We start from the raw sequence: 23,840 nt of genomic DNA, 5'->3' as shown, positions 1-23,840 counted from the left end.
TCACACCACGATGTCCAGCAGCAGCAGGCATCCGAGGGAGGTGAGCGAGAGCAGGGTGTGGGACACCGTCCAGGTGCGCAGCGTGCCGCCGATCGTGGTGCCGAAGTACTCCTTGGCCATCCAGAAGGCCGCGTCGTTGACGTGCCCCGCGAAGGCGGCGCCCGAGCCCAGGGCCAGCGCGAGCAGGGACGCCTCGGCGGGCGGCAGACCGTGCGAGAGCGGGCCGACGATGCCGGCCGCGGTGATGGTGGCGATGGTGCCGGAACCCACGATGGTCCGCATCAGGGCCGCGATCAGCCAGGCGAGCAGCAGCAGGGAGATGTGGAGGTGGCCGGCGGCCAGCGTGACGGCCCGGTCGACCCCGGTGTCCTGGAGGGCCTGGGAGTAGCCCCCGCCGGCACCGACGATCACGATGACCCCCGCCACGGGCGCGAAACTCCCCGCCAGGGACGCCTGCACGTGGCGGCGGCTGAAGCCGAGCGAGTACCCGAAGGTGAACAGCGAGACGAACACCGTGACCAGCAGGGCGATCATCGGCGTGCCCAGGAACTCGACGACCGCGTACAGCGTGCCCCGGGACTTCGGCACGCTGTCGTAGACGGCCTTGAGCGTCATCAGCACGATCGGCAGCAGGATGGTGCCGACGGTGACCGCGAGGCTCGGCGGCCTGTGCGGAACGGCCGCTCCGGCGTCGTCCGCACCGGAGCCGGGGCCGGGGCCGGAGCCGGAGCCGTGGCCCGAGCTCGAGCCGTGGCCCGCCGCGCCGGCGCCGTGCGGTCCGGTGGTGAAGGCGGCGGTGGCGGATTCGGGCACGTGCGCCGGCACCCGGGGCCAGATGTACGCGGTGAACAGGGGACCGGCGACGATGGCGCACGGCACGGCCACGAGCAGGCCGTACAGCATGGTGAGCCCGACCGGCGCGTGCACCGCCTGGATGGCGATCAGCGGCCCCGGGTGCGGGGGGACCAGCGCGTGCACCGTGGCCAGCCCGGCCACCACCGGCATGCCCGCCCGCAGCACCGGGTAGTTCGTCTGCCGCGCCAGTTGCAGCACCAGGGGCATCAGCATCACGAAGCCGACCTCGAAGAACATCGGCAGCCCGATGAGCGCCGCGACCAGGGTGAGCGCCCACGGCAGCCGCTCCGGCCGGACCACACGGGTCAGGGTGCCGACGACCTGCTCGATACCGCCCGAGTCGGCCAGTATCCGCCCCAGCACGGCGCCCAGGATGATCAGCACGCCCACCGAACCGGTGATGCGGCCCAGGCCGGTCGTGAAGGACACGATGGCCTTCTGGGCGGACTCCCCGGCGAGCAGCGAGACGGTCAGCGCGCTCACCGTCAGGGCGAGGAAGGGGTGGATCCTCGCCCAGCTGATGAGCAGGACGACGACGGCGATGGACACGCCGACCACCACCAGGAGCCACGTGTCCTCGGCGGTCCAGGTCTGATCCGCCGCCGACAGCCCGGCCGCTGCACGCACCATCCACTGGTCTCCGTTTCCGTTCCCCGGCCCGCCCGTCGCACGGGCCTGGGGGCGGGCCGGCGGACCGCCCGGGCGCGGAGGGGCGAGCGGAAGAACGACACCACACGCAGCGGCACGCCGAGCCGACGCAACGAGGACACTGCGGACGTGATCACCGGAACGGGCCTGCGGGCCCCCGCGCACCGGCGCTCGGGCCCCGGCGTTCCACCGGCGCGTCAGCCACCTGGTGGATGCCCGGTACCGGTACCGGCGGACGACTCTGGAACACCCCGGCAGGGGGCAGCACGACAGGAGAGACCCGTGGCCGCAGCACGCCCCCTACGCACACCCCGCCTCGGCGGCCGGTTCGGGCCGGCCCTGCGCGGCACCCCGTTGCCGCTGCTCGCCCTGACCGCCGCCGCCGTGCTGGACGCCTGGGCGCCGTTCCGCACCCGGTTCGGCCCGGTGCTTTCGGCCGTGCCCGCCCTGGCCGCGGCCACCTGCACCCTGACCGGCATCGTCTGCACCGGCCTGCTCACCGCTCTCGTCGCCACCGGCATCGCCTGGGCCAACGGCTGGCTGATCGACTCCCCGTTCCGCGTGACGATCCTCTGCGTGGCCGCGGTCTCCGTCGCCGCCCTGGAGGCGGGCGCCGTACGCCTGCGCCGCGAACGCGAACTGGTCAACGTCCGGCTGATCGCCGAGACGGCGCAGCGCGTGGTGCTGCGCCCCGTGCCCGAGCGCCTCGGACCGGTACGCCTGAACGGCGTCTACCTCGCCGCGCACCACCAGGCCCGCATCGGGGGAGACGCCTACGAGTGCCTGGACACGGCCCACGGGGTACGGGTGCTCGTCGCCGACATCCGGGGCAAGGGGCTGCCCGCCGTCGAGGCCGCGGCCGCGCTGCTGACCTGCTTCCGGGAGGCCGCGCACACCGAGACGTCGCTGCACCGGCTGGCCCAGCGCCTGGAGGCCGGCACCCAGCGCCATGTGCGCGCGACGAACGCCTCCTCCGAGTGCTTCGCCACCGCCGTCGTGGTGGAGATACCCGACGAGGAGGTGGTCCGTGTCGTCCGCTTCGGCCACCCCCGGCCGCTCCTGATGCGCGGCTCGGGCCGCACCGTCCCGCTCACGCCGCCGACGAGCAGTCTGCCCCTGGGCCTCGGCGACCTCGCGCCGAAGGGGCACCAGGTGCTGACCGCGCGCTTCCGGCCGGGCGACCGGATCCTCCTGTACACCGACGGCGTCACCGAATGCCGCGCGGGCGACGGCACGTTCTACCCGCTGGCGCAGCGGCTGCGGCACTGGACCGGTCTGACCGGCCCGGCCATGCTCGACACGCTGCGCGCCGACCTCGTCCGCCACGGGCGCGGCCGGCAGCAGGACGACGCGGCCCTCGTCCTGATCGAGCGCGTCGACGAGGACCGCCGCGACCGCTAGGTGTATCGGTCACGAGCGTTGTTGACAGGGCCGGGGTCTTGAACATGCGAAGACCTCCGATGTGGTGGAGCTGTCTGGGAACACACCGCTCGGAGGTCTTCGTGTCCCACCGAAATGCCCGGCTGACCGTTCACGGCAGGCGGCTGCCGGCCGAGGCCGACGTCAGCTGACCGCGCGCGGCACGACGCGCCGCGTGCGCCGCATCAGGACGGCGACCTGCTGCTCCGCCGAGGCGCGCGCCAGGTACTCGCCGACGAACTGCCCGCCGCGACCGTAGACCTCGAACCGGTCGGCTATCTGGTGGATCCGGAAGCTGTCCGGGCCGGCGGCCCCGGCATCCTGCGCGTCCTGAGCGGTCATGATCCTGCACCTTTCTCGACAAGGCCGGGGGCCATCCAGCGGAGCCCGTCCGTGGGACTGCTCATCAGTCTGGGCAGCCGGCCACGCCCGCCATGTCGGCCGACCGGGGGACCGTGCGGTGGGCCCCGCCGTGGCCGCGGGGCGGGGGCCGTACGGGGGGAACGCCCCGCGTACGGCGTGCCGCACGCCCGGATCGGCGCCGCGAGAGGAGCGCCGGGGCCGTCACCGCGGTCGCGCCACGCCACCCCGCCCGCACCGTTTGACCGGGCCGGGCGGCCCGGTCTGGGGGACGATGAAGTCATGAAGATCGAGAGTCCGTCCTTCCAGGACGGGGACTTCATCCCCGTCGAGCACTCCGCCGACGGCGACGAGGTACCGGTGCCGCTCGAGTTCGACGCGGTGCCCGCCCACGCGGTGAGCCTGGCCCTGGTGGTGCACGACCCGGACGTACCGCGGGAACTGCGGCCGGACGGGAACTTCGACCACTGGGTGGTGTGGAACATCCCGGCCGAACAGCGGCGGATGTACCCCGACGACATCCAGGTCGGAGTGGTGGGCGCCGGCAGCAGCAACATCCGCGCGTGGATCGGCCCCGCGCCGCCGCCCGGGGACAAGGCACACCGCTACTTCTTCACGCTCTACGCCCTGGACACGGCCTTCGACCTGCCCGGAGAGGCCGGCCGCGAGGAGCTGGAAGCCGCGATGCAGGGCCATGTGCTGGAGACGGCGGTACTGATGGGCCGCTTCCAGCGGGAGTGACCCGGCACCTCGCCGGCAGGCGCACCACCGGGCTGTTCAGCCCGGCACCCGGCAGCCGCCCGGCCGTCCTGGCCGGCCTCGGCAACGGGATCGTGATCAGTGCGCCGCTGCCGGTGGGCATCGCCGCGGGCGACCCGCAGGCGGCGGCCTGGGCGACCCTGGGCGCCTACCTGGCGGCGTTCACCAACAAGGGCGGCGCCCGCAGACCGCGCACGCGCGGCCTGCTGGTGGCCGCCGTGGTGGACGCCGCCGTGTTCTGGATCGGCGCGCGGGCGGCCGGCCTGTTCCCGCTGACGCTCGCCGTCCTCGCCGCCCTGGTCTTCCTCGCCGGCATGGGCACGACCGTCCACCCCACGCTCGAACGGCTCGGCACGATGCCCGCCACCGCGCTGCTCGTCGCCGCGGGAGCCGTCGGCACCACGCAGACACCGGCGCAGCTACGGCCCGCGGCACTGCTCGTGCTCGCCGGGGGACTGTGGTACGCGGTCGCCACGGCCGTCCTGACGCCCGCACCCCGACTGCGCGACGTCCTCCACACCCTGGCCCAGCCCTACCGCGCCGTCGGCCGCACCCTGAGCGGCCTCGCCGACCCGCAGGCCCCGCGCGCCGCCCCGGCGCCCACCGCGGACGCGCTGCGCAGGGCCGAGGAGGCCACCCGCACCCTGCGCGGTCCACGAGGGGACGAGCATCTCGCCGAGCTGACCGACCCCCTCGTGCGCAGAGCCGCCACCCTGGCCGACCTCACCGCCGCGCTCGCCGCCACCGGGCCGCCGCCCGCCGCCGTCGCCACCCCCTACACCGCCGCGGCCACCGACGCGGCGCAGCGGCTCGCGCGGCTGGCCGACGACCTCACCCGACGCCGGCCAACCACCCCCCACGCCGGCGCGCCGGGAACCGCCATGGCCCCGCTGGAGGCGGCCTGCGACCGGATGCGCGCCCAGAGCGCCGCGGGCACCCAGAGCTACCCCGACACGGCACGCGCCGGCCGCCAGCGCCGCCTGCTGGGCCGTATCGACGCCGTCCTCACCGCCGCACGGACCGACGCCCACCGGCTCACCCGGCTCGCCCGGACCCCGCTGCCCCCGCCCCCCACCCTGGTGCCGCGCCCGCCGGCGGCCCGGCTGCGCGGCAGCATGACCCTCACCTCGGCCGCCTTCCGCCACGCCCTGCGCGCCACCACTGTCAGCACCGCGGTCTTCGCGCTCACCCAGGCCGTCGCGGTGCCGCACGGCGAATGGGCGACCCTGGCCGTCCTGCGCGTGCTGCGCCCCCAGTACGCCGCCACCCGCGAACGCGTCGTGCAGCGCGTGGTCGGCAACCTCGTCGGCGGCTCGTGCGCCGCCCTGTTGATCGCGGCCGTGCACACCCAGGCCGCGATCAGCCTCATCCTGTTCGTGATCATCACGGCGGGCTTCACCCTGCGGCCCGTCAACTACGCCTTCTGGGTCGTCTTCGGCACCCCCGTCGTCCTGCTGATCGGCGACGTCTCCCACCCCGGCGACTGGCACGACGCCCTCGTCCGCATCGCCATGACCTTCCTCGGCACCGCCGCGGCGCTGCTCGGCAGCCGCCTGCTGTGGCCCAGCTGGGAACACCCGCGGCTCGCCGCCGACACGGACCACGCCCGCCGGGCCACCGCCGCCTACCTCGACGCCGCCCTGCGCTTCCTCGCCCGGCCGGACCTGGACGGCGACCTGGCCTCCGCCCGGGCGGCGGCCGAGAAGGCCGTGGCCCGAGCCCAGAGCACGGCCCACCACGCCCACCGCGAACCCGGCCACGACCGGGCCGCCCTCGACCGGGAGTCCGCCACCGTCGCGGCCCTGGACAGGCTCGTCGCGCTGACCGCCGCCCTGCTGACGCACCGCACCGCCCGCGCGGCGCACGTACCCGCGCTCGATCTCTACACCGGCCACGCCGCGCCGGCCCTCGACCCGCCGCGGGGCGACGACCCCGCCGTGCACGCCGACGCCCTCGCCCAGGCGGTCGAGGAGATGTCCCTCTACCTCGAAGACCTCCACACCCGGCGGCGCCGGGAACTGGCCGGCGAGCACACGGGTGACACCGCGGTCCGCGTCCGTATCCGCGAGACGGCACCCGTCATCGAACTCCTCGCCACCATCGCCGACACCCTCCCCGAGCCCGGCTCCGCGCCGTCGGCAGCGCCCTGACCAGGGCAGTGACCCGCGTTCCGAGCAGACCTCGGCCATGCGGGCGCGGGGCACGCGACCGCCCGTGAATCCGCTCGCGGACAGGGAACTGACGCAGGAGACGTTTGTCGGGAGGAATCCGGTGCACAAGGGAGCTAACAAAATCCTTATCCGAGCAACTGGAGGGGCACCATGGGAATTCTCGCGTGGATCATCATCGGGCTGCTGGCCGGCGCCATCGCCAAGGCCCTGATGCCGGGCAAGGACCCGGGCGGCATCATCATCACCATGCTCATCGGGATCGCGGGCGGTCTCCTCGGTGGCTGGCTGGGCAAGGTCATCTTCCATGTCGACTCCATCGACGGGTTCTTCGACCTCTCGACCTGGATCGCCGCGATAGTCGGCTCCCTCATCCTGCTCGCCCTGTACCGCGTCTTCACCGGCAACCGGCACTCGCACCGCCACGCGTGACCCGCACCGGTCGCTCACGCCGGACGGCTCCCTCCCGCTCGCGGGACGGGAGCCGTCGGCGTTCGCGGGCCGGGCACCCGAGGGGACCGGACGGGTCAGTCGCCGGCCTCGTCCTCCGGCTCGGGGCCGGGCGCGTCCCCGATGGCGACCCGCAGGTCGTGCATCCCCTGCAGGATGTCGATCAGGGCCTCCTCCGCACCGCTCAGAGCGTGCCGGGTCCCCTCCGCGTCGCCGCGATCGGCGTGCAGCTGGGCGCTCAGCGTGTACACCGCCGTCATGACGGCGGCGAACGCCGCCTCCCGGCCCGGCGGCAGCTCCTCCGCCTCCGGTTCGGAGACCTGCAGCGCGGTGCGCTGCAGCCGGTTCGTCACCACGTTCACCGTGACGCCGGGATCCCCCTCCAGCTGCTCCCCCCAGCCGAGCAACGTCTCCAGGACGTCCTCCAGCTCGCCGTCCTCGGTCAGCCGGGTCGCGGCGGTGATCTCGAGTTCCGTCTTCGCCAGCAGACTGCCGAGCAGGCGCAGCCGGTCCTCGTCCCGCGTCTCCTCGTCCCGCCGCTCCGCATCCGCCGTCGGCTCCGCCGCCAGGGCGGCCAGCGCCGCGCGGATCTGGTCGGCGGTCACCGGGTGCTCACTGATGATGCTCACCCCTCCAGCTTCACCCAGTGACGGCCCGTCCGCCCGCCCGGAGGGGCCGAGGTGCCGCCGGCCGGCGGTCCCGCGCGTGACCTGCCGGGCCCGGCAGGCCGGCTCGCACCTATTCGGTTGCGGGCCCGCGACGGCGGTGGATGCAATGTCCGGCATGGTCACCAGCGCACACCCGCCCCGGCGGGACGGTACGGAGCGCACCGACGGCTCACCCGTCAGCATCGGCGCCCTCGTGCCGCTGACCCGGCCCGGCTGGGCCGAGGCGGGCCGGCACCTGCTGGCCGGCCTCGAACTGGCGGTCGACGAGGTCAACGACACGGGCGGGATCGGCGGGAGCCCACTGCGACTGGTGGTCCGCGACACGGCGGCCGACCCGCGGCGGGCGGCGGCGGCCGTCGACGAACTGGCCGGTCTCGGCGTGGCCGCCCTGGTGGGGGAGTACCACAGCGTCGTCGCCCGCACCGCCGCCGCCCGCGCCGACGCCCTCGGCCTTCCGTTCCTCTGCTCGTCGGCGGTCATCGACGCGCTCACCGAGCAGCCCACGCGGTGGGTCGCGCGGCTCGCCCCGGCGCAGTCCCACGGCTGGACGGCCTACGCCGACTTCCTCCTCGGCGCGGGCCACGACCGGATCGCCGTGGCGGCCCAGCCCAGCGTCTACTGGGCCTGCGGGACCCGCATCCTGCGGGACCACCTCGCCGCCCGCGGCGCCACCCTCGTCGAACTCGACACGAGCGCACAGCCCGCCACGGCGGTGTGCGACGCACTCGCCGACCAGCGTGCGACGGCCCTGCTCCTGCTGGTCGGCCACCCCGAACCGGCGGTGTCGATCGTCCGGTCGGTCCGCCGCGACCAGCGCCTCGACGGTGTCCTGATCGGTGCGCCGGCCGGACAGCCGGAGTTCGCCGAATGGGCCGCGGAACTGGGCACCGACGGCGCCGGCATCCCGTTCCTGCGCTACCTGCCCGAGCGATTCGGCCCGCACGGAGCACGCGTCGGGACGGCACTGCGCGAACGGCTGGGCCGACCACCCTCCTTCGTCGCCTTCGAGGGCCACGACACGGTGACCGTCCTGGCCGGAGCGCTGCGCGACCACGGCATCGACCGGGCACGCATCGCCGCGTCCTGGCCGCATGTCGCCGTCGACGGCACCCGTGGGAAGATCCGCTTCACCCGCACTCCGGGCATCGGCGTGTGGCAGTGGGCATGGCCGCCCGTCCAGGTCGTCGACCGGGACCCGGCGGACCCCGCCCGGTTCCGGATCCTGCACACCGGCTGAGAGAAGGCGGTACCTGGTGAGTTCCCCCCGCACGGCGACGGAGGAGGAGGCCGGTGAGGTCCGCCGCTTCTGGCACGGCCTCGGCCTTCCCGGACTCATCGACGTCCACACCCACTTCATGCCCGAGCGGGTCCTGCACAAGGTGTGGGACTACTTCGACACCAACGGGCCGCTGATCGGCGGCCTGGAGTGGCCCATCACGTACCGGGCCGAGGAGGAGGAACGCACGTCCGTCCTGCGGCGGTTCGGGGTGCGGGCCTTCACCTCCATGCTCTACCCCCACAAGCCCGGCATGGCCCGGTGGCTGAACGGCTGGGCGGTCGACTTCGCCCGCCGCACCCCCGACTGCCTCCACACCGCCACCCTCTACCCGGAGCCGGACGTCGAGTCCTACGTCCGGGAGGCCGTCGAGGCCGGGGCGCGGGTGTTCAAGGCACACGTCCAGGTGGGGGCGTACGACCCGGCCGACGAACGCCTCCAGCGGGCCTGGGGGCTGCTCGCCGAGGCCCGGATCCCCGTGGTGATGCACTGCGGCTCGGGTCCCGCACCCGGCAAGCACACCGGACCCGAGCCGATCGCACGGGTCCTGGCACGCCACCCCGGACTGCGGCTCGTCGTCGCGCACATGGGCATGCCCGAGTACGAGGAGTTCCTCGACCTCGCCGAACGGTACGAGCAGGTGCGCCTCGACACCACGATGGTGTTCACCGACTTCAGCGAGGGTTTCATGCCGTTCCCGCGCCGGGCCCTGCCACGGCTCGCCGCGCTGGGCGACCGCATCCTGCTCGGCTCCGACTTCCCCAACATCCCCTACCCCTACCTGCACCAGCTCCAGGCCCTGGAACGGCTGGGACTCGGCCGGGACTGGCTGCGGGCCGTCTGCCACGACAACGCGGCCCGCCTGTTCGCCCTCTGACCTCCAGCACCCTTCCCACCCGCAGGTGATGCCCGGGGGATGACCGGGGGATGACCGGGGGATGACCGGGTCTGGCTCGATGCCGACTGTTTTGCGCCGCCCGGACTTACAACCCCTTGACGATCCGTTCCATGAGCGTTCAATTGGCCGTCTGTGCGCGCGTCGTGTGCCCTCCCTAAGGTCCCTGAAGGTTGCGGAAGAAGGGACTCATGGACTCACTCCTTGCGGCCCGGGCTCGTGGGATCACCAAGTGTTTCGGCGACGTCGTCGCACTCGACGGCGTCGACCTGGATGTGGCGCGGGGTCAGATCCACGGCCTGGTCGGACCGAACGGAGCCGGCAAGACGACCCTGCTCGGCCTCCTGCTCGGCCTGTCCGTCGCCGACGGCGGCAGCCTCGAGATCCTGGGCACGCCGGTCCGGCGCGCGCTCACCGCTCCCGACGGCGTCGCCGGCTTCGTGGACGGTCCCGGTCTCTACCCCTCGCTCACCGCCCGGCAGAACCTCACCGCCCTGGCCGCGCTGCGCGGCCGCGACGCCAGGACGGCCGGCGTCGACGACGTGCTCGACCAGGTCGGGCTCACCGACGTCGCCGACGACCAGGCCCGTGGCTTCTCCCTCGGCATGCGCCAGCGCCTCGGGCTCGCCGCGGCCCTGCTCACCAGGCCCCGGCTGCTCGTGCTGGACGAGCCGTCCAACGGCCTCGACCCGGCCGGAAAACGACACGTGCACGGAGTCCTCACCCGGCTCGCCGCGGACGGCACCGGCGTCGTGCTCTCCAGCCACCGCATGGACGACCTCCAGGCGTTGTGCTCCGACGTCACCATCCTCGCCACCGGACGGGTCGTCTTCTCCGGCCCGCTCGGCAAACTGGCCGCGGAGCACCGCGAACTCGACTACCGGCTGCTCACCCCGGACCCGCACACCGCCCGTCGGCTGGCCGCCGAGGCCCCCGGGATCCGGATCGTCGACGACGCCGGGGCACGGCACGACGCCGACGCGCTGATCCTGCGCGCCCTGGTGCCCGCCCTGGACGAGTTCGTGGCGCGGCTCGTGGGCGCGGGCGTCGCACTGCGCGAACTCGCCCCCGTGGTCTCGCCGCTGGAAGCCGCGTTCCTCGCCCTCACCGAGCCACAGGAGTCCGGCCGATGACCGCGACCGTCGCCGACGGCAACGTTGCCACCGCCCGCCCCGTCTCGGTCGCCCGCGGCTACCGCTTCGAGATGTTCAAGCTGGTCGCGCAGTGGCGGATCCGCCTGCTCGTCCTCGCCTGCTGGCTCACGCCGGGACTCTTCGTCGCCGCGGTCGGCGGACAGAGCACGCTGCCCGTCGACACCCTCTTCGGCCGCTGGATGCACGCCACCGGCTGGGCCGGACCGCTGGTGACCCTCGGCTTCGCCGGCACCTGGGCACTGCCGCTGCTCACCTCGGTGGTCGCCGGCGACGTGTTCGCCTCCGAGGACCGGCTCGGCACCTGGCGCCACCTGCTCGTGGTGGTCCGGTCGCCCGCGCGGATCTTCGCGGCCAAGGCGCTGGCCAGCCTCACCGTTCTCCTCCTGCTCGTCGCCGGGCTCGCCTGCTCCAGTGCCGCCGGCGGGCTCCTGGCGGTCGGCAACCAGCCGCTGGTCGGCCTCGACGGCCACCTGCTGGCCCCCGGGGACGCCGCTGCCAAGGTCCTGCTCGCCTGGCTCTGCGCACTCGCTCCCACCCTGGCGCTCGCCGCGATCGGACTGCTCGGGTCGGTCACCCTGGGGCGCTCCCCGATGGGACTGCTGGTACCCGCGGTCGTCGCGCTCGCGATGCAGCTCGCCCAGATGCTGCCGCTGCCCGCCGGCGTACGACTCGCCCTGCCCGGCTACGCCTTCATCGCCTGGAACGGCCTGTTCACCAGCCCGGTCCAGCTCGGCCCGCTCCTCATCGGCGTCGCGGTGAGCCTGGTGTGGGCGGTGGTCGCGACCGCGGCGGCCTATGTGCTGTTCGTACGGCGCGACTTCACCGGCGCCGGCTACGACGGTTCGGGACGGCGCGCCGTCGTCGCCGGCGTCCTGCCGCTCGCCGGTCTGGTCGCCGTGACCGTCGCCGTCGTCGCCGCGACGACGGGGGCCACGGGCTCCGGGATCGAACAGGCCAAAGTGCAGCGCTCGCTCGCCACGGCCTTCGCCCACCTCTACCGCATGCAGACCGAGCAGCTCCACCGCCCCCACGTCACCGAAGCCCAGATCGGGGCCACGGCCACCTGCGACAAGGGCAGCATCAGGGTCGCCGCCGAAGGAGCGGGCAACGACTGGCGCTGTGTCGTCTCCTGGCACCTCCCCGGCGTCGAGGCCGCGGGCACGGCCGTCTACCAACTCGACGTCACCCCGGACGGGCGGTTCATGGCCGACGGCGATGGACCGAAGGAAGTGAACGGCTACTTCCTGGTGCGCACCCCGAGCGGCGACGCACCGAACCCCCTTTGGCAGTTCGACGGGAACGTCGAGCTTCTCCGCGCCTCGAAGGAATGACTCCATGCAGGTAACCCGCAACCGCCGGACCGCCGAGACGAGCCTTCTCGGCAGACGAACCGGTCGTCGGAGCACCCTCACGGCAGCCGCGACCGCGGTCGTCCTCGCCGTCACCGCCGGCGTCGGCTACGCCCAGACCCACCAGTTCGGCACCGACCAGGTCGGTCAGACCACCGACCGGGGCCAGGTCATCTCCAGCGACCAGTACATCGCCCCCTACGGCGACCGCCTCGTCATCGACAACGGCAAGATCATGTCGTCCTCCGTCAGCCCGGACGGCACCCACCTCGCGGCCGCCCTCACCGACGGCGGGAGCGCGCTGGCCATCGTCGACGTGCACGGCTGGAAGGTGCAGCAGGTCGTCGGCACCGCCGCCTCGTCGGTGCCGCGCCTGAGCAGCAACAGCGTGGGCCAGGAGGGCCCCACGTACTCGCCCGACGGCACGCAGCTCTGGCTCGGCCAGACCGACGGCTACACCCGGTTCACGGTGAACCCGGACGGCACCGTCACCGACCCGAAGACGATCAGGATCCCGGCGGACGGGACGAAGCACGCCCTGGTCGGGGAGGCGGTCTTCTCCGCCGACGGCTCCACCGTGTACGCGGCCGTCAACGGCCAGAATCGCGTGGTCGCCCTCGACGCGGCGACCGGCACCGTCAAGCAGAGCTGGGCGGTCGGCAACGCCCCGCGCGACATGGTCCAGGTCGGCGACAAGCTCTACGTCAGCAACGAGGGCGGCCGTCCGGCGCGGCCGGGCGACACCACCATGAACTCGTACGGCACCCAGGTCCCCGCGAACCCGAAGACCGGTGCCACCACCACAGGCACGGTCAGCGTCATCGACCTGGCGAACCCCGAGGCCACCCCGTCGAGCATCGACGTCGGCCTGCACCCCACGGCCCTGTACGCCAAGGGCAGGGCGCTGTTCGTCACCAACACCGCCACCAACGACGTGTCCGTCATCGACACCGGCAAGGACAAGGTCGTCCAGACCATCGACACCCGGCCGTGGCCGGAGGCGTCGGTCGGCTACGAACCCGACGCCGTGACGCTCACCGACGACGGCCGCCTGCTGGTGACGCTCGGCCGGGCCGACGCCGTCGCCGTCTACCGCTACAAGGGCCCCCAGGAGCCGGTCAGTTACGTCGGACTGCTTCCGACGGACTACTTCCCCGCCGAGATCACCACCGTCGGCGACCAGGTGCTGGTCTCCAACACCCGCGGCATCGACGCCCGCCGCCCCACCACCAGTGCCGGACACGGCACCCACGACACCACGTCGAGCCTCCAGCGCTTCACGCTGCCGGACGACAGCGTCATCAGGTCCCGGACGGCCAAGGTCTTCAGGCAGAACGGCTGGGCCCCCGGCTCGGTCAAGGCCGCCAAAGGCAAGGGCCATGCCAGGCCCGTCCCCGTCCCGCAGCGGCTCGGCGATCCCTCGACGATCAAGCACGTCTTCCTGATCGTCAAGGAGAACCGCACCTACGACCAGGTCTTCGGTGACATCCCGAAGGGCAACGGCGACCCCTCGGTGACCCAGTTCGGCGAGAACGTGACGCCGAACCAGCACGCCCTGGCCGAGCAGTTCGGGCTGTACGACAACACCTACGACATCGGCACGAACTCGGCCGAGGGCCACAACTGGCTGATGCAGGCCGACGACCCGGAGTACACCGAGTCCTCGGCCGGTGAGTACGCCCGCAGCTACGACACCGAGGACGACGCGCTCGGCCACCAGAGGTCCGGCTTCCTGTGGACCGGCGCGCAGGCCGCGGACAAGACGGTCCGGGACTTCGGCGAGTTCCAGTCGATCGAGAGCAAGCCGGCCGACGCGTCCTGGCAGAACCTGTACTGCGATGCCAGGAACATGGCCGCCACCGGGCAGAGCACCGCCTACCCGATCAAGACGGGATCGGCGATCCCGTCGCTCAACGACGTGTCCGTGCCCGGCTTCCCGATGTTCGACACGAGCGTCCCGGACGTCTACAAGTACGAGATCTGGAAGCAGGACTTCGAGAAGAACGGCCCGGCGAACCTGAACATGTTCTGGCTCTCCAACGACCACACCGGTGGTCCGGCGAGCCCGGCGGCCCAGGTGGCGGACAACGACCTCGCGGTCGGCCGGATGGTCGACGAGATCTCGCACAGCACGTACTGGAAGGACTCGGCGATCTTCGTCGTCGAGGACGACTCCCAGGCCGGCCTCGACCACGTCGACGGCCACCGCGCGCCGATCCAGATCATCAGCCCCTGGGCCCAGCACGGCACCGTCGACAGCCACTACTACTCGCAGATCACGGTGATCCGCACCATCGAGCAGATCCTCGGGATCCACCCGATGAACCAGAAGGACAGCGCGGCCAGCCCGATGGCCGGCGCCTTCACCCGCAAGCCCGACCTCACGCCGTTCACGGCGCTGTCCAACCGCACCTCGCTGACCGACGGCCTGAAGACCCCGCCCGCCTGCGGCGTGGACACCCCCGCCGCGCAGGACCCCAAGGCGGCGCCCGTCCCGTCGTCCAAGGTCCCCGCGGACAAGCGGCGGCTCGCCGCGACGTGGGACACCTGGAAGTCCAAGCAGCGGCTCACCGGACCGCATGCCGTACCCGACTACGCCAACCCCGCGCAGCTGAACCACCTCACGTGGTACCAGACGCACAACTGGGCCAAGCCGTACCCCGGCGAGAGCAGGATCTACGCGCCGAACGACGTGCCCGGCGCCTACATCCCGTCGTCGGAGTCCGACGGCTGACGCATCCGACCGCTTGAGCGCCTGATGGTCTCGACGTCCCCTGGCCGGCCGCACCGCCGGCCAGGGGGCCTCCGTGCGGATTCCGCCGCGGGGCGCGGTGCCCGCCCGTGCATCAGACGAAGGCGTCGGGCTCGTACCGGACCGCCAGCAGCGCCACGTCGTCGTCGTTGTCCCGCGGCCGCGCCCGCGCCAGCAGCTCGTCCGTGAAGGACTCCAGCGGGCGATGGGCCAGGGACGCGGCATGACGTCGCAGCCGCTCCAGGCCCTCGTCCAGGACGCGGCCCGGGGACTCGATCAGGCCGTCGGTGTAGAGGAGCAGGGTCGCCCCCGGCGGCAGTTCCGCCGTCGCGTCGGGACGGACCTGCTCGGGTGTGACACCCAGCAGGATCCCGTGCCCGTCGGTCAGATAGCGGGCCGCACCGTCCTTGGTGACCAGCAGCGGCGGGGGATGGCCCGCGTTGGTCCAGGACAGCTCGCACCGCCCGGCGCCGTCCTCGCTCATGCGCGCGAAGACCAGCGTGGCCATGGAGACCTCCGCGACGTCCAGCGTCGCATGGTCGAGCCACTCCACGATCTTGCTCGGCGGTCTCTGCTGGGACAGCGCGTACGCCCGCAGCATGTTGCGCAGCTGGGCCATCCCGGCCGCCGCGTCCAGGTCATGGCCGACGACGTCACCGATGGCCAGCGCGGTGGCGCCGTCCAGCAGGGTGAACGCGTCGTACCAGTCGCCCCCGACCTCCGACGCGTCCGGCGCCGGCAGGTACCGGGCGGTCATGCTGCGGCCCGGGGTGCGCGGGAGCTTCGGCAGCAGATGGCGCTGCATGGTCTCGGCGACCTTGCGCTGGCGCTGGTAGAGGCGGGCGTTCTCCAGCGCCAGGCTCGCCCGTCGGGCGATGTCCTCCAGCAGGGCGATGTCGGCCGCGGTGAACCGCTCGGGCTGGTCGGCACGGCCGAGGGTGAGGGCACCCAGCACGTCGTGCAGGCTGCGGAGGGGGACCACGACGGCGGCGTGCATGCCGGTCGCCTCGAACAGGCGCCGCTGTTCCACCGCGATGCCGGAGTCCGGCGCGCCCTGATAGGTCTCCGGGCCCGCGAGCGAGGACGCGACCCCGCGCAGCGCACGGGACAGGGGCATCGGTGACGCCTGCGGCACGGGCGGCATGGGCCCCTGGAGATCCTCCCGGAACGCCACGGAGCCCCCTTCGGCATGAGCGACGGCGAAGCGCGACACCTCGTCCCGTTCGCTGAGCAGGTCGATGACGGCCCAGTCGGCGATGCGGGGCACGACGAGGGTGATCAGCCGGCGCAGCGCCTCGTCGATGTCGAGGGTGGAGGTGAGCAGGGTGGTCGTCTGGGCGAGCAGGGCGAGCCGTTCCAGCTCCGTGAGCCGTCCGCCGCCCTGCCGCTGCTCGCCGGGCCGCCCGGTCGTGGGGTGGAAGAGGACGAGCGTGGCCGGTGCGCTGACCCCCGGATCGTAGGGGGTGGCGAGCCACGCCACCGGCAGCAGCGTGCCGTCGGCGCGCCGCAGCCACTCCTCCGTGCCCTGCTCCGTGCGCCCGCCGAGGACGCTCCGCCGCATCCGGCACTGGTCCCTCGGCACGGCCTGACCGCCACTGGTGCGGTGCAGCAGGTCGTGGGCGTCCCGGCCGACCAGGTCCGACGCGGGGCGGCCCACGAGCCGCTCGCCCTGCGCGTTGACGGCGACGATGAGACCCCGCTCATCCGCCAGGAGCGCACCGGCGCCGAGGGCGCCGATGACTCTGGCGAGTGCTTCCCCTGCATCGTTCGAGCCCGTCATCGGCTGTCTCCCGTCCATCCCGGAGACGACTCCGGCCGCTTCGGCGCACCTCGGAGCTGCCTCGGTCCCGCCTGTGCCGCCCCTTCCCGGGTTCCCCGTCTCGACGGCCGCGAAGCCCGGGGTGCGTGGCGGTCCACCTCTGGCGTCACCCCCTTGACAGGTGACGCGCGTGAGGCGCAGGCTGATGACCGCCGAGCCCCGTAGGCGGGCTCACCCCGAGAGATGAGGGCGAAGGGAGAGTCACCATGGAGAACGAGCCCGCGTCCGGCACGACGGAGGCGCTAGCGGCGGAGGCGGCAACGCGGCACGCCCGGTTCGGCAGGCTGCCGGAGCGCATCCGCTTCCACGAGATGACCGAGGAGAAGCAGGCCGCGCCGAGCGCCTCGGCGGTCGGCTCCCACGACCCCGAAGCCTCCTGGAACCACTTCTCCTGCCTGGCCCTCGACCTGGGCCTCTAGCGGTCGCGGCGCGGGCCGGCCACCGTCGGCCACCACCGGCCTCTCAGGTCGTCCGAGGAGGAGACATGAAGGAGTACCTGGTCGAGCTGACCACCACCGTGCCCGCGGGCACCGACCCGGGGGAGGTCGACAGGCGCCGCGCGGACGAGTCGGCGAGAGCCCGCGAACTCGCCGCCCAGGGGCACCTGTTCCGGCTCTGGCGTCCGGTGGGGGAGCTGCGCAGCATCGGGGTGTGGCGTGCCGACGACGAGGCGCAGTTGCGCGAGCAGGTCCTCGCGAGCCTGCCCCTGTGGCCCTGGATGACCGCGGTGGTCACGCCGCTGCAGTCACACCCCAACGACCCCGGCCGCACGGACTGACCCGCCGGCGGCCGCGGCCGCCGTACGGTGACGCGCCGACGGCCGCTGCGCCGTCCGGCCGCACGGCGCAGGCGAGATCCGCCGCTCAGTGGCGGGCCGCCGCCGAAGCGCCCTTCTTCCGTGCGCGGTACGCGGCGGCCTTGAACTTGTTGCCGCAGGACTCCATGCCGCACCACTGGCGGCGCGTGCCCCGGGAGCGGTCGACGTAGACGCGGGTGCACTCGGGGTTCCCGCACTCCTTCAGCAAGGGCACGTCCGGACCGCTGAGCAGCTCGACGGCGAGTCTGGCGACCATGGAGAGCGCCTGTTCCACGGTCGCCTCGGTCCGGCGTCCGTCCCGGGTCAGCTGCGGAGTCGCCGGGGGTCTGCGTGCCGCGTCGTTCACCAGGCCGAGCGCGGGCTCGTCGTAGTCCCGCTCGTCCCGGCGGGCCGTGACGAGTCGGTAGATCGCCTCCCGCACCGCCTTCGCCCGTTCCACGTCTGCCTCGTCGCCGGGTACGACGCTGTCGACGAGCCCGGATTCGACGAACCAGGCGTCGAGCCGGTCCGGCGTCGTGAACATCTCGAAGCGCGCCGTACGCCGCGCGCGCAAGGTCGCGGCGAAGTCGAGGGCCGGGTTCCCGCAGACGAAGGCGTGCTCGTGGTTCACGTCACCAGTCTGGCAGGTTACTCGCGCGGGTGCCAGCGCCGGCACGGAGGGACGCGGCAGGCGGGTGCGGCTGACCGTGGTGCCCGGTGCCGGAGCGGCCTCGAAGTGGTCCACGTCGACGACCGCCTGTGCGCAGGCGGAAGGCGCCTCCTGCGGCACGTTGTGCCCGATGCCGGCCAGGGTGCGGTGGGCGTACGCGCCGGTGAACCGGTCCCGGTAGCCGGCTCCGCCGCTGCGACTGCTCAAGTGAGGGCGCGCTGCGGGTGACCGCGCCCCTGCCGGTCGGTCGCATGGCGCCACCACGCCGGGTCCTACAGCAGACCGAGCTGCTCCAGCGTGGCGCCGTTCGCCCAGCGGCGCAGCCGACGGCCGTCGACGAGCTGGACGCCGCCCGGGTGCGAGGCCCGGCGAAGGTCCGCGGGGCTGAGGATGCCGGCGGGGTGGACCACGACCCGGATGACACTCGCGGTGTCGTCACGGACCGCCGCCCACCGCAGGGTGGGTGCCGGGGCGTTCCGTTCCTCGGCCGGGGTCTCCACCGGCCGGAAGGTGACGTCCAGACGGCGCCCCTGAGCGTCCCGGGCGTACAGTCGCGGCCGGTCGCGCATGCTGACGTCGGTCACGTGCCAGCCGTCACGCCGCAGGATGCGCGCGGTCGCCAGCTTCAGCGCCCGGTCGTCGAGTACCGCGATCTCGGCCGGGGTGTAGCGACCGCTCCGCCGCCGGACGACGGGCCGCCGCAGCACCCGGACGACGGCACCGACCACCGTGAGCAGGAGGACGCCGAGCGCGAGTCCGCCGAAGCCGAGGGTGCGGTGGAACCACGCGAGCAGCAGCGCGGCGCCGACCACGCACAGGCTCAGACCGAGGAAGGCGGGCAGCACGTCCCGCAGTCCGGGCCCGTACCGCCCCTGGGCACGCGTCTCGGACGGGGGCCGCTGTCGCCGTGACCGACGCGCGTCCGGGCCCTGCGGCTGCCGCAACCCCGTCGAAACGTAAGGCCGCCGCCTCATGACCGGGGCCAATTCCCCACCTTTCACCGGATCAACTCTCCTGGTAGGCATACCCTCTCGCCCTGCGCTACGCCAGTCGGAGCCGAGCGACACGCGGTGGCGCGCGTGTGGTCGCGCTGTCACCCCTGCCACCCGGCGGCCCAGCCGTGCCCTGCCTTGCCGGGGGCACGCGCTTCACCTGTACCTGACCGGCGGTCACCCAGGCTGTGATTGAAGACACTGATGTCACACGGCGGAGTCCGTACACGGTCCTGCCGGCACCGGAGCCTCAACAGGGCTGACGCGAGCGGGAGACGTGCGTTCGTCCGCATGAGCGAGAACCGCGCAGCGGCCGCAGGCCGCCGGGCATCTCGGGCAGCAGGAACGAGTACCGGCCGAGCATGTTGACGTGGTGCCGGACGAACGGGGAGAGCCGGGCGGCGTCCTGCTCGCGCACGTCGAAGCGGTCGGCGCACAGCCGGTCGAGGGCGGCGTCCAGGTAGCGGGTGTTCAACACGCCAGCCCCGACCACGGGTCTGCCACCCGACGCCATGCGGCGCCAGGGTCATCAGCGGGTGGCGTTGATTCCGCCGTCGACGGGGATCACGGCTCCGGTGATGTAGCTGCTGGCGGGGCTCATGAGGAAGACGGCGATGCCTGCCATGTCGGCGGGACGTCCGATGCGCTTGAGGGGGATCTGTCCGGCTATGGTGTCCGCGCCTATGCTGAGAATGCCGGCCGTCATCTTCGATTCGAACAGGCCGGGGGCGACGGCGTTGACGAGGATCTCGGGGGCGAGGGCTCCGGCCAGCTGCTGAGTGAGCATGTGCACGGCGGCCTTGCTGGCGCTGTAGGAGAAGTTGTTGAAGCCCGGGGCGGGGGCGCGCAGGCCGTCGATGCTGCCGGTGTTGACGACCCGGGCTGGATCGTCGGGCGTCGAGGCCGCTTTCAGCAGCGGCAGCAGGGCCTGGGTGAGAGCGAAGACACCCTTGACGTTCACCGACAGCACCCGGTCCCACGCCGACTCGGGAAACTCCTCCAAAGACGCGCCCCAGGTGGCGCCGGCGTTGTTGAACAGGGCGTGCACCCGGCTCTCGCGTTCGCCGACGTAGGAGGCCAGGGTCTGCACACCGTGGGCAGTGGCGAGGTCGGCCGGCACCGCGTGGATGTCGCCGAGCGGGCTCAGCTCCTCCACGGTCGACTTCAGGTCTGCTTCCTTGCGGCTGGAGACATACACCGTGGCGCCTGCTTCGAGGAGTCCTCGGGTGATCATCTTGCCGATGCCGCGGCCGCCGCCGGTGACGACGGCAACCTTGCCGGCCGGCAAGGGGGTGGGGGTGCTCATGGGGTGCTCCGCACAGATAGGGGTCGGACGGGCCGGGCAGAGGACATCGGCCTCACTGCCCGGGTGGAAGAGGTGTCGGGCGCGTGATGTGCCGCGCCCAGCGGGTGTAACGGGCCGTCAGCGGATGCGGCGGCCGGACAGGGCGCGGCTGATGGCCAGGCGCTGGATCTCGCTGGTGCCTTCGTAGATGGTGAAGATCTTCGCGTCCCGGGCCCAGCGCTCGACCGGGTAGTCACGGGTGTAGCCGTTGCCGCCGAGGATCTGGATCGCGCGTTCGGTGGTGCGGACGGCGACCTCGCTGGCCTTGAGCTTGGCCATACTGCCCTCGGCACGCGTGAAGGGCTTGCCGCGCATCATCATGTGGCTGGCGCGCCAGACCAGGAGGCGGGCGGCGTCGATCTCCATCGCCATGTCGGCCAGGGTGAAGGCGATGGCCTGGTTGTCGATGATCGGCCGGCCGAACTGCTCGCGGATGCCGGCGTACTCCAGGGCGTACTCGTAGGCGGCGCGGGCAACGCCGACGGCCATGGCGCCGATGCCGGGCCGGGTCAGTTCGAAGGTGGCCATGGCCGCGGGAACCCGGACACGGGTGCCTTCCCGGGCGATGGCCAGACGCTGGTCGAGCGCGTCCTTGCCGCCAAGAACCAGGTCGGCGGGAATGCGCACGTCGTCGAGGACGACCTCGGCGGTGTGGGAGGCCCGCAGGCCGTGCTTGGAGAACTTCTGTCCCTGGCTGAGACCACGGGTGCCGGGCGGGATGAGGAACAGGGCGTGGCCGCGGGCACCGAGGGCGGGGTCGGTGACGGCGTTGACGACGTGGATGCTCGCGATGCCGCCGTTGGTGGCCCAGGTCTTGGTGCCGTTGAGCACCCATTCCTTGGTGGCTTGGTCGTAGCGGGCGTGGGTGCGGATGGCCGCGGCGTCGCTGCCGGCGTTGGGCTCGCTGGCGCACAGGGCGGCGACGGCCAGGTCGCCGGGGGTGCCGAAGAACGCAGGCAGCCAGGTGTCGATCTGCTCTTTGGTGGCGGCGCCGAACAGGGCCGCGGCGGGCAGGAAGGTGCCCAGCAGGGCCTGGCCCATGCCGCCGTCGCCCCAGAAGATCTCCTCGGCGACCACGGGCTGCAACAGCCCGGTGGGGTCGGCGATCATCTGCAGTGCGAACTCGGGGGTGTACAGGCCGACCTTGGCGGCTTCCTCGATGACCGCCCAGGGCATCTCCTCGCGCTCGTCGTACTCGGCGGCGACGGGGCGCACGTACTTCTCGGCGAAGCCGTGGGCCCACTGGCGGGCCTCGTCGATCTCGGGCGGCAGGCCGAACAGGGACGGCGGCGTCTTTGTGCTGGTCACGGCGGGTCTCCTGGAAGGGGTGGGGCGGGCTGGTCAGCGGCCGGTGAAGACGGCGTCGCGGCGCTCGATGAAGGACTGGATTCCCTCGGCGCCGTCGGCGGTCGAGAACAGCCGTGCGATGTCCGGGCGCAGCCGCTCGATCGCGGCGCTCTCGCCGTGCTCACGGGCCTGGTGGGCGGAGGCGAAGACGGTGCGCACCCCCAGGGGAGCGGACTTCTCAGCGATGAGCGTGGCGATCTCGGTGGCGCGCACGACGGCGGCCGGCCCGTCGGCGGCCAGTTCCTGCACCAGCCCGACGCGGTGGGCCTCCGCGGCGTCGAACTCCTCGCCGGTCAGGATCCAGCGCATGGCGTTGCCCCATCCGGCCTGCTGGGGGAAGCGGAAGGTGGCCCCGCCGAAGGGGTAGATCCCGCGGCGGATCTCGTACTGTGCGAAGCGGGTGTCCTGGGCGGCCACACGAATGTCGGCGGCCAGGAGCAGCTCGATGCCGAGCGTCATCACCCAGCCCTGTGCGGCCGCGACGACGGGCTTGGACCACGGTCCGTCCAGCCGCCACGGGTCGCGCCCGCCCTCGGGGGCGTCGAACTCGCCCAACGCCAGCTCGGCGCCCACGTCGAGCATGTCCAGACCGCCGGTGAAGTGGTCGCCGTGAGCGAACAGGACCCCGCACCACAGGTCGTCATCGGACTCCAGCAGGCCGTAGGCGGCCGACAGCTCGCTGAGCATCTGCTTGGTGAAGGCGTTGCGTTTGGCGGGCCGGTTCAAGCCCATCAGCAGCACATGACCGTCCCGTTCAACGGTGACCGCAGGGGTGCTCGTAGGCGCGGAGCTCATAGGCCCTCCTCGTAAGTTGCATGATGAGACTCACGGGACGCTAGCCGGACCAGGTTGCCGAGGGCAAGTGAATCTCATGATGAAACTGATAAGGTCACTGATATGAGACGGACCTCATTCGACAGCTGGCCCTGCTCGATCGCCCGCGCCGTCGACGTCCTGGGCGACGGCTGGACACTGCTGATCCTGCGCGAGGTCTTCTACGGCGAGTCGCGCTTCGACGGCTTCATCGACTCGCTCGGCATCGCGCGCAACACCCTCACCGACCGGCTCCGCCGCCTGGAGGAAGCGGGGCTGCTGCAGAGGCAGGCCTACCAGAGCGAGCCGGTCCGCCATGAGTACCTGCTCACCGACAAGGGCCGCGACTTCTTCGGCGTGCTCGCCGCGATCAACGCATGGGGCGACCGGTGGCTGGCCGATGACGACGGCATCCCCGTGGTCATGCAGCACACCGCCTGCGGCCACGACACCCAGGCCAAAGTGGTCTGCGCTTCCTGCGGTGAAACCCTTCACCACCAAGACGTAGCGGTGCGGACCGGACCCGGCTACCCGGCCCGGCTCCTCGACAGGCCCGACGTACAGACGCGCTTCACCACGGACAGGCACCCCGAACACGTCACCAACACCTGAACCGCGCTCAGTCGAAGCAGGAACAGTCCCGGCCGGCCAGGAAGAGCCAGCCGCTGCTCTTGCTGCCGCGATGCGGCCCGGACAGAAGGCCCGGCTGCGCGGCCCGACGGGCAGGAACGCGGGGTGCGGGCGTGCAAGCACTTCCACCGCACGTGACCGGGCCCTGGTCTCCACCGAGAGCCAAGGGACGCCGAGCCGTGGGGGCTCCGAGGGAGGCTTGCACCATGCACGTCCTCCCGGGGCCCGCTGGGTTTACCTGGACCCGCAGAGCAGGCGGTCGAGAGGGAAAGCGGCCGGGTTCGTCTCCGCGGCCAGGCGCAGCAGCCGCAGCGGCTGCGGGCGCAGGCCCGTGACGGTGACGCGGCGGTCCGGGCGGTCGGGAGGGGTGGGGGCGAAGAGGAGGTGCAGGCCGGCGATGTCCATGAAGAGCGTGTGGTTCAGGTCCCACAGCAGGCCGGTCACATGCGCAGGGAGCACGTCGGTCGCGGCGCGGAGCGGGGGCAGGGTGTCGAAGTCGATGTCACCGCGCACCGTGATGGTCGCGGTCGTCCCGTTGAGGGTGGTGATGGTGTTCATGCTGGGCGCGCCCCCCTTCCGGGGTTGTCGAGCCCACAGACGAAGCACCCCGCGAACAGAAGGGGTGCACGACGATGGCGGGGGCCGGGTGCCCGGGATGGGGGCAACGCCCGACTC

General features: G+C 72.7%; 22 protein-coding genes and 1 pseudogene. 12 read left to right on the top strand and 11 right to left on the bottom strand.

The window, feature by feature from the left end:
* Entirely contained in the window at positions 1-1,485 is a 1,485-nt protein-coding gene (locus B446_RS02675) for an SLC13 family permease (RefSeq protein WP_020937859.1), read from the bottom strand.
* A gap of 300 nt (positions 1,486-1,785) precedes the next feature.
* On the opposite strand from B446_RS02675, the gene B446_RS02670 reads away from it, so the two are divergent.
* On the top strand, positions 1,786-2,904 hold the full coding sequence (locus tag B446_RS02670; RefSeq protein WP_020937858.1) for a PP2C family protein-serine/threonine phosphatase: 1,119 nt from the start codon (positions 1,786-1,788) through the stop codon (positions 2,902-2,904).
* A 162-nt stretch (positions 2,905-3,066) separates the two neighbouring features.
* Here B446_RS02670 and B446_RS02665 read toward each other — a convergent pair whose 3' ends face one another.
* Complete coding sequence (locus tag B446_RS02665; RefSeq protein ID WP_020937857.1) at positions 3,067-3,264, bottom strand: hypothetical protein; 198 nt, start codon at positions 3,262-3,264, stop codon at positions 3,067-3,069.
* 300 nt (positions 3,265-3,564) lie between these two features.
* On the opposite strand from B446_RS02665, the gene B446_RS02660 reads away from it, so the two are divergent.
* The 3 genes from B446_RS02660 to B446_RS02650 all read left to right on the top strand — a co-directional run bounded on the left by B446_RS02660 (position 3,565) and on the right by B446_RS02650 (position 6,641).
* Positions 3,565-4,023: a YbhB/YbcL family Raf kinase inhibitor-like protein gene (locus B446_RS02660; protein ID WP_020937856.1), complete on the top strand. Its 459-nt coding sequence runs from the start codon at positions 3,565-3,567 to the stop codon at positions 4,021-4,023.
* Positions 4,020-6,191: an FUSC family protein gene (locus B446_RS02655; protein WP_020937855.1), complete on the top strand. Its 2,172-nt coding sequence runs from the start codon at positions 4,020-4,022 to the stop codon at positions 6,189-6,191. The genes B446_RS02660 and B446_RS02655 overlap by 4 nt, the downstream gene beginning before the upstream one ends.
* Before the next feature lie 171 nt (positions 6,192-6,362).
* Positions 6,363-6,641, top strand: coding sequence for a GlsB/YeaQ/YmgE family stress response membrane protein (locus tag B446_RS02650; RefSeq protein WP_020937854.1), 279 nt, complete (start codon positions 6,363-6,365; stop codon positions 6,639-6,641).
* 95 nt (positions 6,642-6,736) lie between these two features.
* Here the strand turns inward: B446_RS02650 and B446_RS02645 are convergent, their stop codons facing one another.
* The gene (locus B446_RS02645) at positions 6,737-7,288 is read right to left on the bottom strand and encodes a hypothetical protein (protein WP_020937853.1); all 552 of its coding nucleotides are present in this window, start codon (positions 7,286-7,288) and stop codon (positions 6,737-6,739) included.
* A gap of 145 nt (positions 7,289-7,433) precedes the next feature.
* On the opposite strand from B446_RS02645, the gene B446_RS02640 reads away from it, so the two are divergent.
* The 5 genes from B446_RS02640 to B446_RS02620 all read left to right on the top strand — a co-directional run bounded on the left by B446_RS02640 (position 7,434) and on the right by B446_RS02620 (position 14,735).
* Positions 7,434-8,564, top strand: coding sequence for an ABC transporter substrate-binding protein (locus B446_RS02640; RefSeq protein WP_020937852.1), 1,131 nt, complete (start codon positions 7,434-7,436; stop codon positions 8,562-8,564).
* A gap of 16 nt (positions 8,565-8,580) precedes the next feature.
* Positions 8,581-9,480 carry an amidohydrolase family protein gene (locus B446_RS02635; protein WP_020937851.1) on the top strand — a complete coding sequence of 300 codons (900 nt, stop codon included), beginning with the start codon at positions 8,581-8,583 and terminating at the stop codon, positions 9,478-9,480.
* A 209-nt stretch (positions 9,481-9,689) separates the two neighbouring features.
* Entirely contained in the window at positions 9,690-10,631 is a 942-nt protein-coding gene (locus B446_RS02630; protein ID WP_020937850.1) for an ABC transporter ATP-binding protein, read from the top strand.
* Complete coding sequence (locus B446_RS02625; protein ID WP_020937849.1) at positions 10,628-11,983, top strand: ABC transporter permease; 1,356 nt, start codon at positions 10,628-10,630, stop codon at positions 11,981-11,983. The genes B446_RS02630 and B446_RS02625 overlap by 4 nt, the downstream gene beginning before the upstream one ends.
* Positions 11,984-11,987: 4 nt before the next feature.
* The gene (locus B446_RS02620) at positions 11,988-14,735 is read left to right on the top strand and encodes a bifunctional YncE family protein/alkaline phosphatase family protein (RefSeq protein ID WP_020937848.1); all 2,748 of its coding nucleotides are present in this window, start codon (positions 11,988-11,990) and stop codon (positions 14,733-14,735) included.
* 112 nt (positions 14,736-14,847) lie between these two features.
* On the opposite strand, the gene B446_RS02615 is transcribed toward B446_RS02620, so the two are convergent.
* Positions 14,848-16,533, bottom strand: coding sequence for a SpoIIE family protein phosphatase (locus B446_RS02615; protein WP_020937847.1), 1,686 nt, complete (start codon positions 16,531-16,533; stop codon positions 14,848-14,850).
* A 245-nt stretch (positions 16,534-16,778) separates the two neighbouring features.
* Between B446_RS02615 and B446_RS02610 the strand changes: the two genes are divergently transcribed.
* Positions 16,779-16,991 (top strand): hypothetical protein, encoded by a 213-nt coding sequence (locus B446_RS02610; protein WP_020937846.1) that lies wholly within the window; start codon positions 16,779-16,781, stop codon positions 16,989-16,991.
* A 65-nt stretch (positions 16,992-17,056) separates the two neighbouring features.
* Entirely contained in the window at positions 17,057-17,350 is a 294-nt protein-coding gene (locus tag B446_RS02605; RefSeq protein ID WP_020937845.1) for a muconolactone Delta-isomerase family protein, read from the top strand.
* A gap of 85 nt (positions 17,351-17,435) precedes the next feature.
* On the opposite strand, the gene B446_RS02600 is transcribed toward B446_RS02605, so the two are convergent.
* From B446_RS02600 to B446_RS02575, 6 genes and pseudogenes are all read right to left on the bottom strand, one after another.
* Positions 17,436-17,999: a CGNR zinc finger domain-containing protein gene (locus B446_RS02600; protein ID WP_043477375.1), complete on the bottom strand. Its 564-nt coding sequence runs from the start codon at positions 17,997-17,999 to the stop codon at positions 17,436-17,438.
* 311 nt (positions 18,000-18,310) lie between these two features.
* The gene (locus B446_RS02595; protein WP_020937843.1) at positions 18,311-18,883 is read right to left on the bottom strand and encodes a hypothetical protein; all 573 of its coding nucleotides are present in this window, start codon (positions 18,881-18,883) and stop codon (positions 18,311-18,313) included.
* Positions 18,884-19,280: 397 nt separating this feature from the next.
* Positions 19,281-19,523: pseudogene (locus tag B446_RS02590) on the bottom strand (Tn3 family transposase); the annotation flags it as partial.
* 36 nt (positions 19,524-19,559) lie between these two features.
* On the bottom strand, positions 19,560-20,336 hold the full coding sequence (locus B446_RS02585) for an SDR family oxidoreductase (RefSeq protein ID WP_020937841.1): 777 nt from the start codon (positions 20,334-20,336) through the stop codon (positions 19,560-19,562).
* A 117-nt stretch (positions 20,337-20,453) separates the two neighbouring features.
* Positions 20,454-21,683, bottom strand: a complete 1,230-nt coding sequence (locus tag B446_RS02580; RefSeq protein WP_020937840.1) for an acyl-CoA dehydrogenase family protein — start codon at positions 21,681-21,683, stop codon at positions 20,454-20,456.
* Positions 21,684-21,716: 33 nt separating this feature from the next.
* A complete protein-coding gene (locus tag B446_RS02575) occupies positions 21,717-22,517 on the bottom strand; it encodes a crotonase/enoyl-CoA hydratase family protein (protein WP_043474587.1) in 801 nt (266 codons plus the stop codon).
* A 102-nt stretch (positions 22,518-22,619) separates the two neighbouring features.
* On the opposite strand from B446_RS02575, the gene B446_RS02570 reads away from it, so the two are divergent.
* Positions 22,620-23,147, top strand: a complete 528-nt coding sequence (locus B446_RS02570) for a winged helix-turn-helix transcriptional regulator (RefSeq protein WP_020937838.1) — start codon at positions 22,620-22,622, stop codon at positions 23,145-23,147.
* Between the two features lie 252 nt (positions 23,148-23,399).
* Here the strand turns inward: B446_RS02570 and B446_RS02565 are convergent, their stop codons facing one another.
* A complete protein-coding gene (locus tag B446_RS02565; RefSeq protein WP_020937837.1) occupies positions 23,400-23,723 on the bottom strand; it encodes an STAS domain-containing protein in 324 nt (107 codons plus the stop codon).
* Between the last annotated feature and the right edge of the window lie 117 nt (positions 23,724-23,840).

Source organism: Streptomyces collinus Tu 365, assembly GCF_000444875.1.
In the GTDB taxonomy this organism is placed as follows: Bacteria; Actinomycetota; Actinomycetes; order Streptomycetales; family Streptomycetaceae; genus Streptomyces; species Streptomyces collinus_A.
Note: the sequence above shows the minus strand (reverse complement) of the source record. Positions and strands in the feature narration are given on the sequence as shown.

What these genes read in the sequence shown, in the direction of transcription:
- B446_RS02675 (WP_020937859.1), bottom strand. Translation starts at nt 1,485, where the DNA reads ATGGTGCGTGCAGCGGCCGGGCTGTCGGCGGCGGATCAGACCTGGACC.
- B446_RS02665 (WP_020937857.1), bottom strand. Translation starts at nt 3,264, where the DNA reads ATGACCGCTCAGGACGCGCAGGATGCCGGGGCCGCCGGCCCGGACAGC.
- B446_RS02660 (WP_020937856.1), top strand. Translation starts at nt 3,565, where the DNA reads ATGAAGATCGAGAGTCCGTCCTTCCAGGACGGGGACTTCATCCCCGTC.
- B446_RS02650 (WP_020937854.1), top strand. Translation starts at nt 6,363, where the DNA reads ATGGGAATTCTCGCGTGGATCATCATCGGGCTGCTGGCCGGCGCCATC.
- B446_RS02640 (WP_020937852.1), top strand. Translation starts at nt 7,434, where the DNA reads ATGTCCGGCATGGTCACCAGCGCACACCCGCCCCGGCGGGACGGTACG.
- B446_RS02630 (WP_020937850.1), top strand. Translation starts at nt 9,690, where the DNA reads ATGGACTCACTCCTTGCGGCCCGGGCTCGTGGGATCACCAAGTGTTTC.
- B446_RS02625 (WP_020937849.1), top strand. Translation starts at nt 10,628, where the DNA reads ATGACCGCGACCGTCGCCGACGGCAACGTTGCCACCGCCCGCCCCGTC.
- B446_RS02620 (WP_020937848.1), top strand. Translation starts at nt 11,988, where the DNA reads ATGCAGGTAACCCGCAACCGCCGGACCGCCGAGACGAGCCTTCTCGGC.
- B446_RS02615 (WP_020937847.1), bottom strand. Translation starts at nt 16,533, where the DNA reads ATGACGGGCTCGAACGATGCAGGGGAAGCACTCGCCAGAGTCATCGGC.
- B446_RS02610 (WP_020937846.1), top strand. Translation starts at nt 16,779, where the DNA reads ATGGAGAACGAGCCCGCGTCCGGCACGACGGAGGCGCTAGCGGCGGAG.
- B446_RS02605 (WP_020937845.1), top strand. Translation starts at nt 17,057, where the DNA reads ATGAAGGAGTACCTGGTCGAGCTGACCACCACCGTGCCCGCGGGCACC.
- B446_RS02585 (WP_020937841.1), bottom strand. Translation starts at nt 20,336, where the DNA reads ATGAGCACCCCCACCCCCTTGCCGGCCGGCAAGGTTGCCGTCGTCACC.
- B446_RS02575 (WP_043474587.1), bottom strand. Translation starts at nt 22,517, where the DNA reads ATGAGCTCCGCGCCTACGAGCACCCCTGCGGTCACCGTTGAACGGGAC.
- B446_RS02570 (WP_020937838.1), top strand. Translation starts at nt 22,620, where the DNA reads ATGAGACGGACCTCATTCGACAGCTGGCCCTGCTCGATCGCCCGCGCC.
- B446_RS02565 (WP_020937837.1), bottom strand. Translation starts at nt 23,723, where the DNA reads ATGAACACCATCACCACCCTCAACGGGACGACCGCGACCATCACGGTG.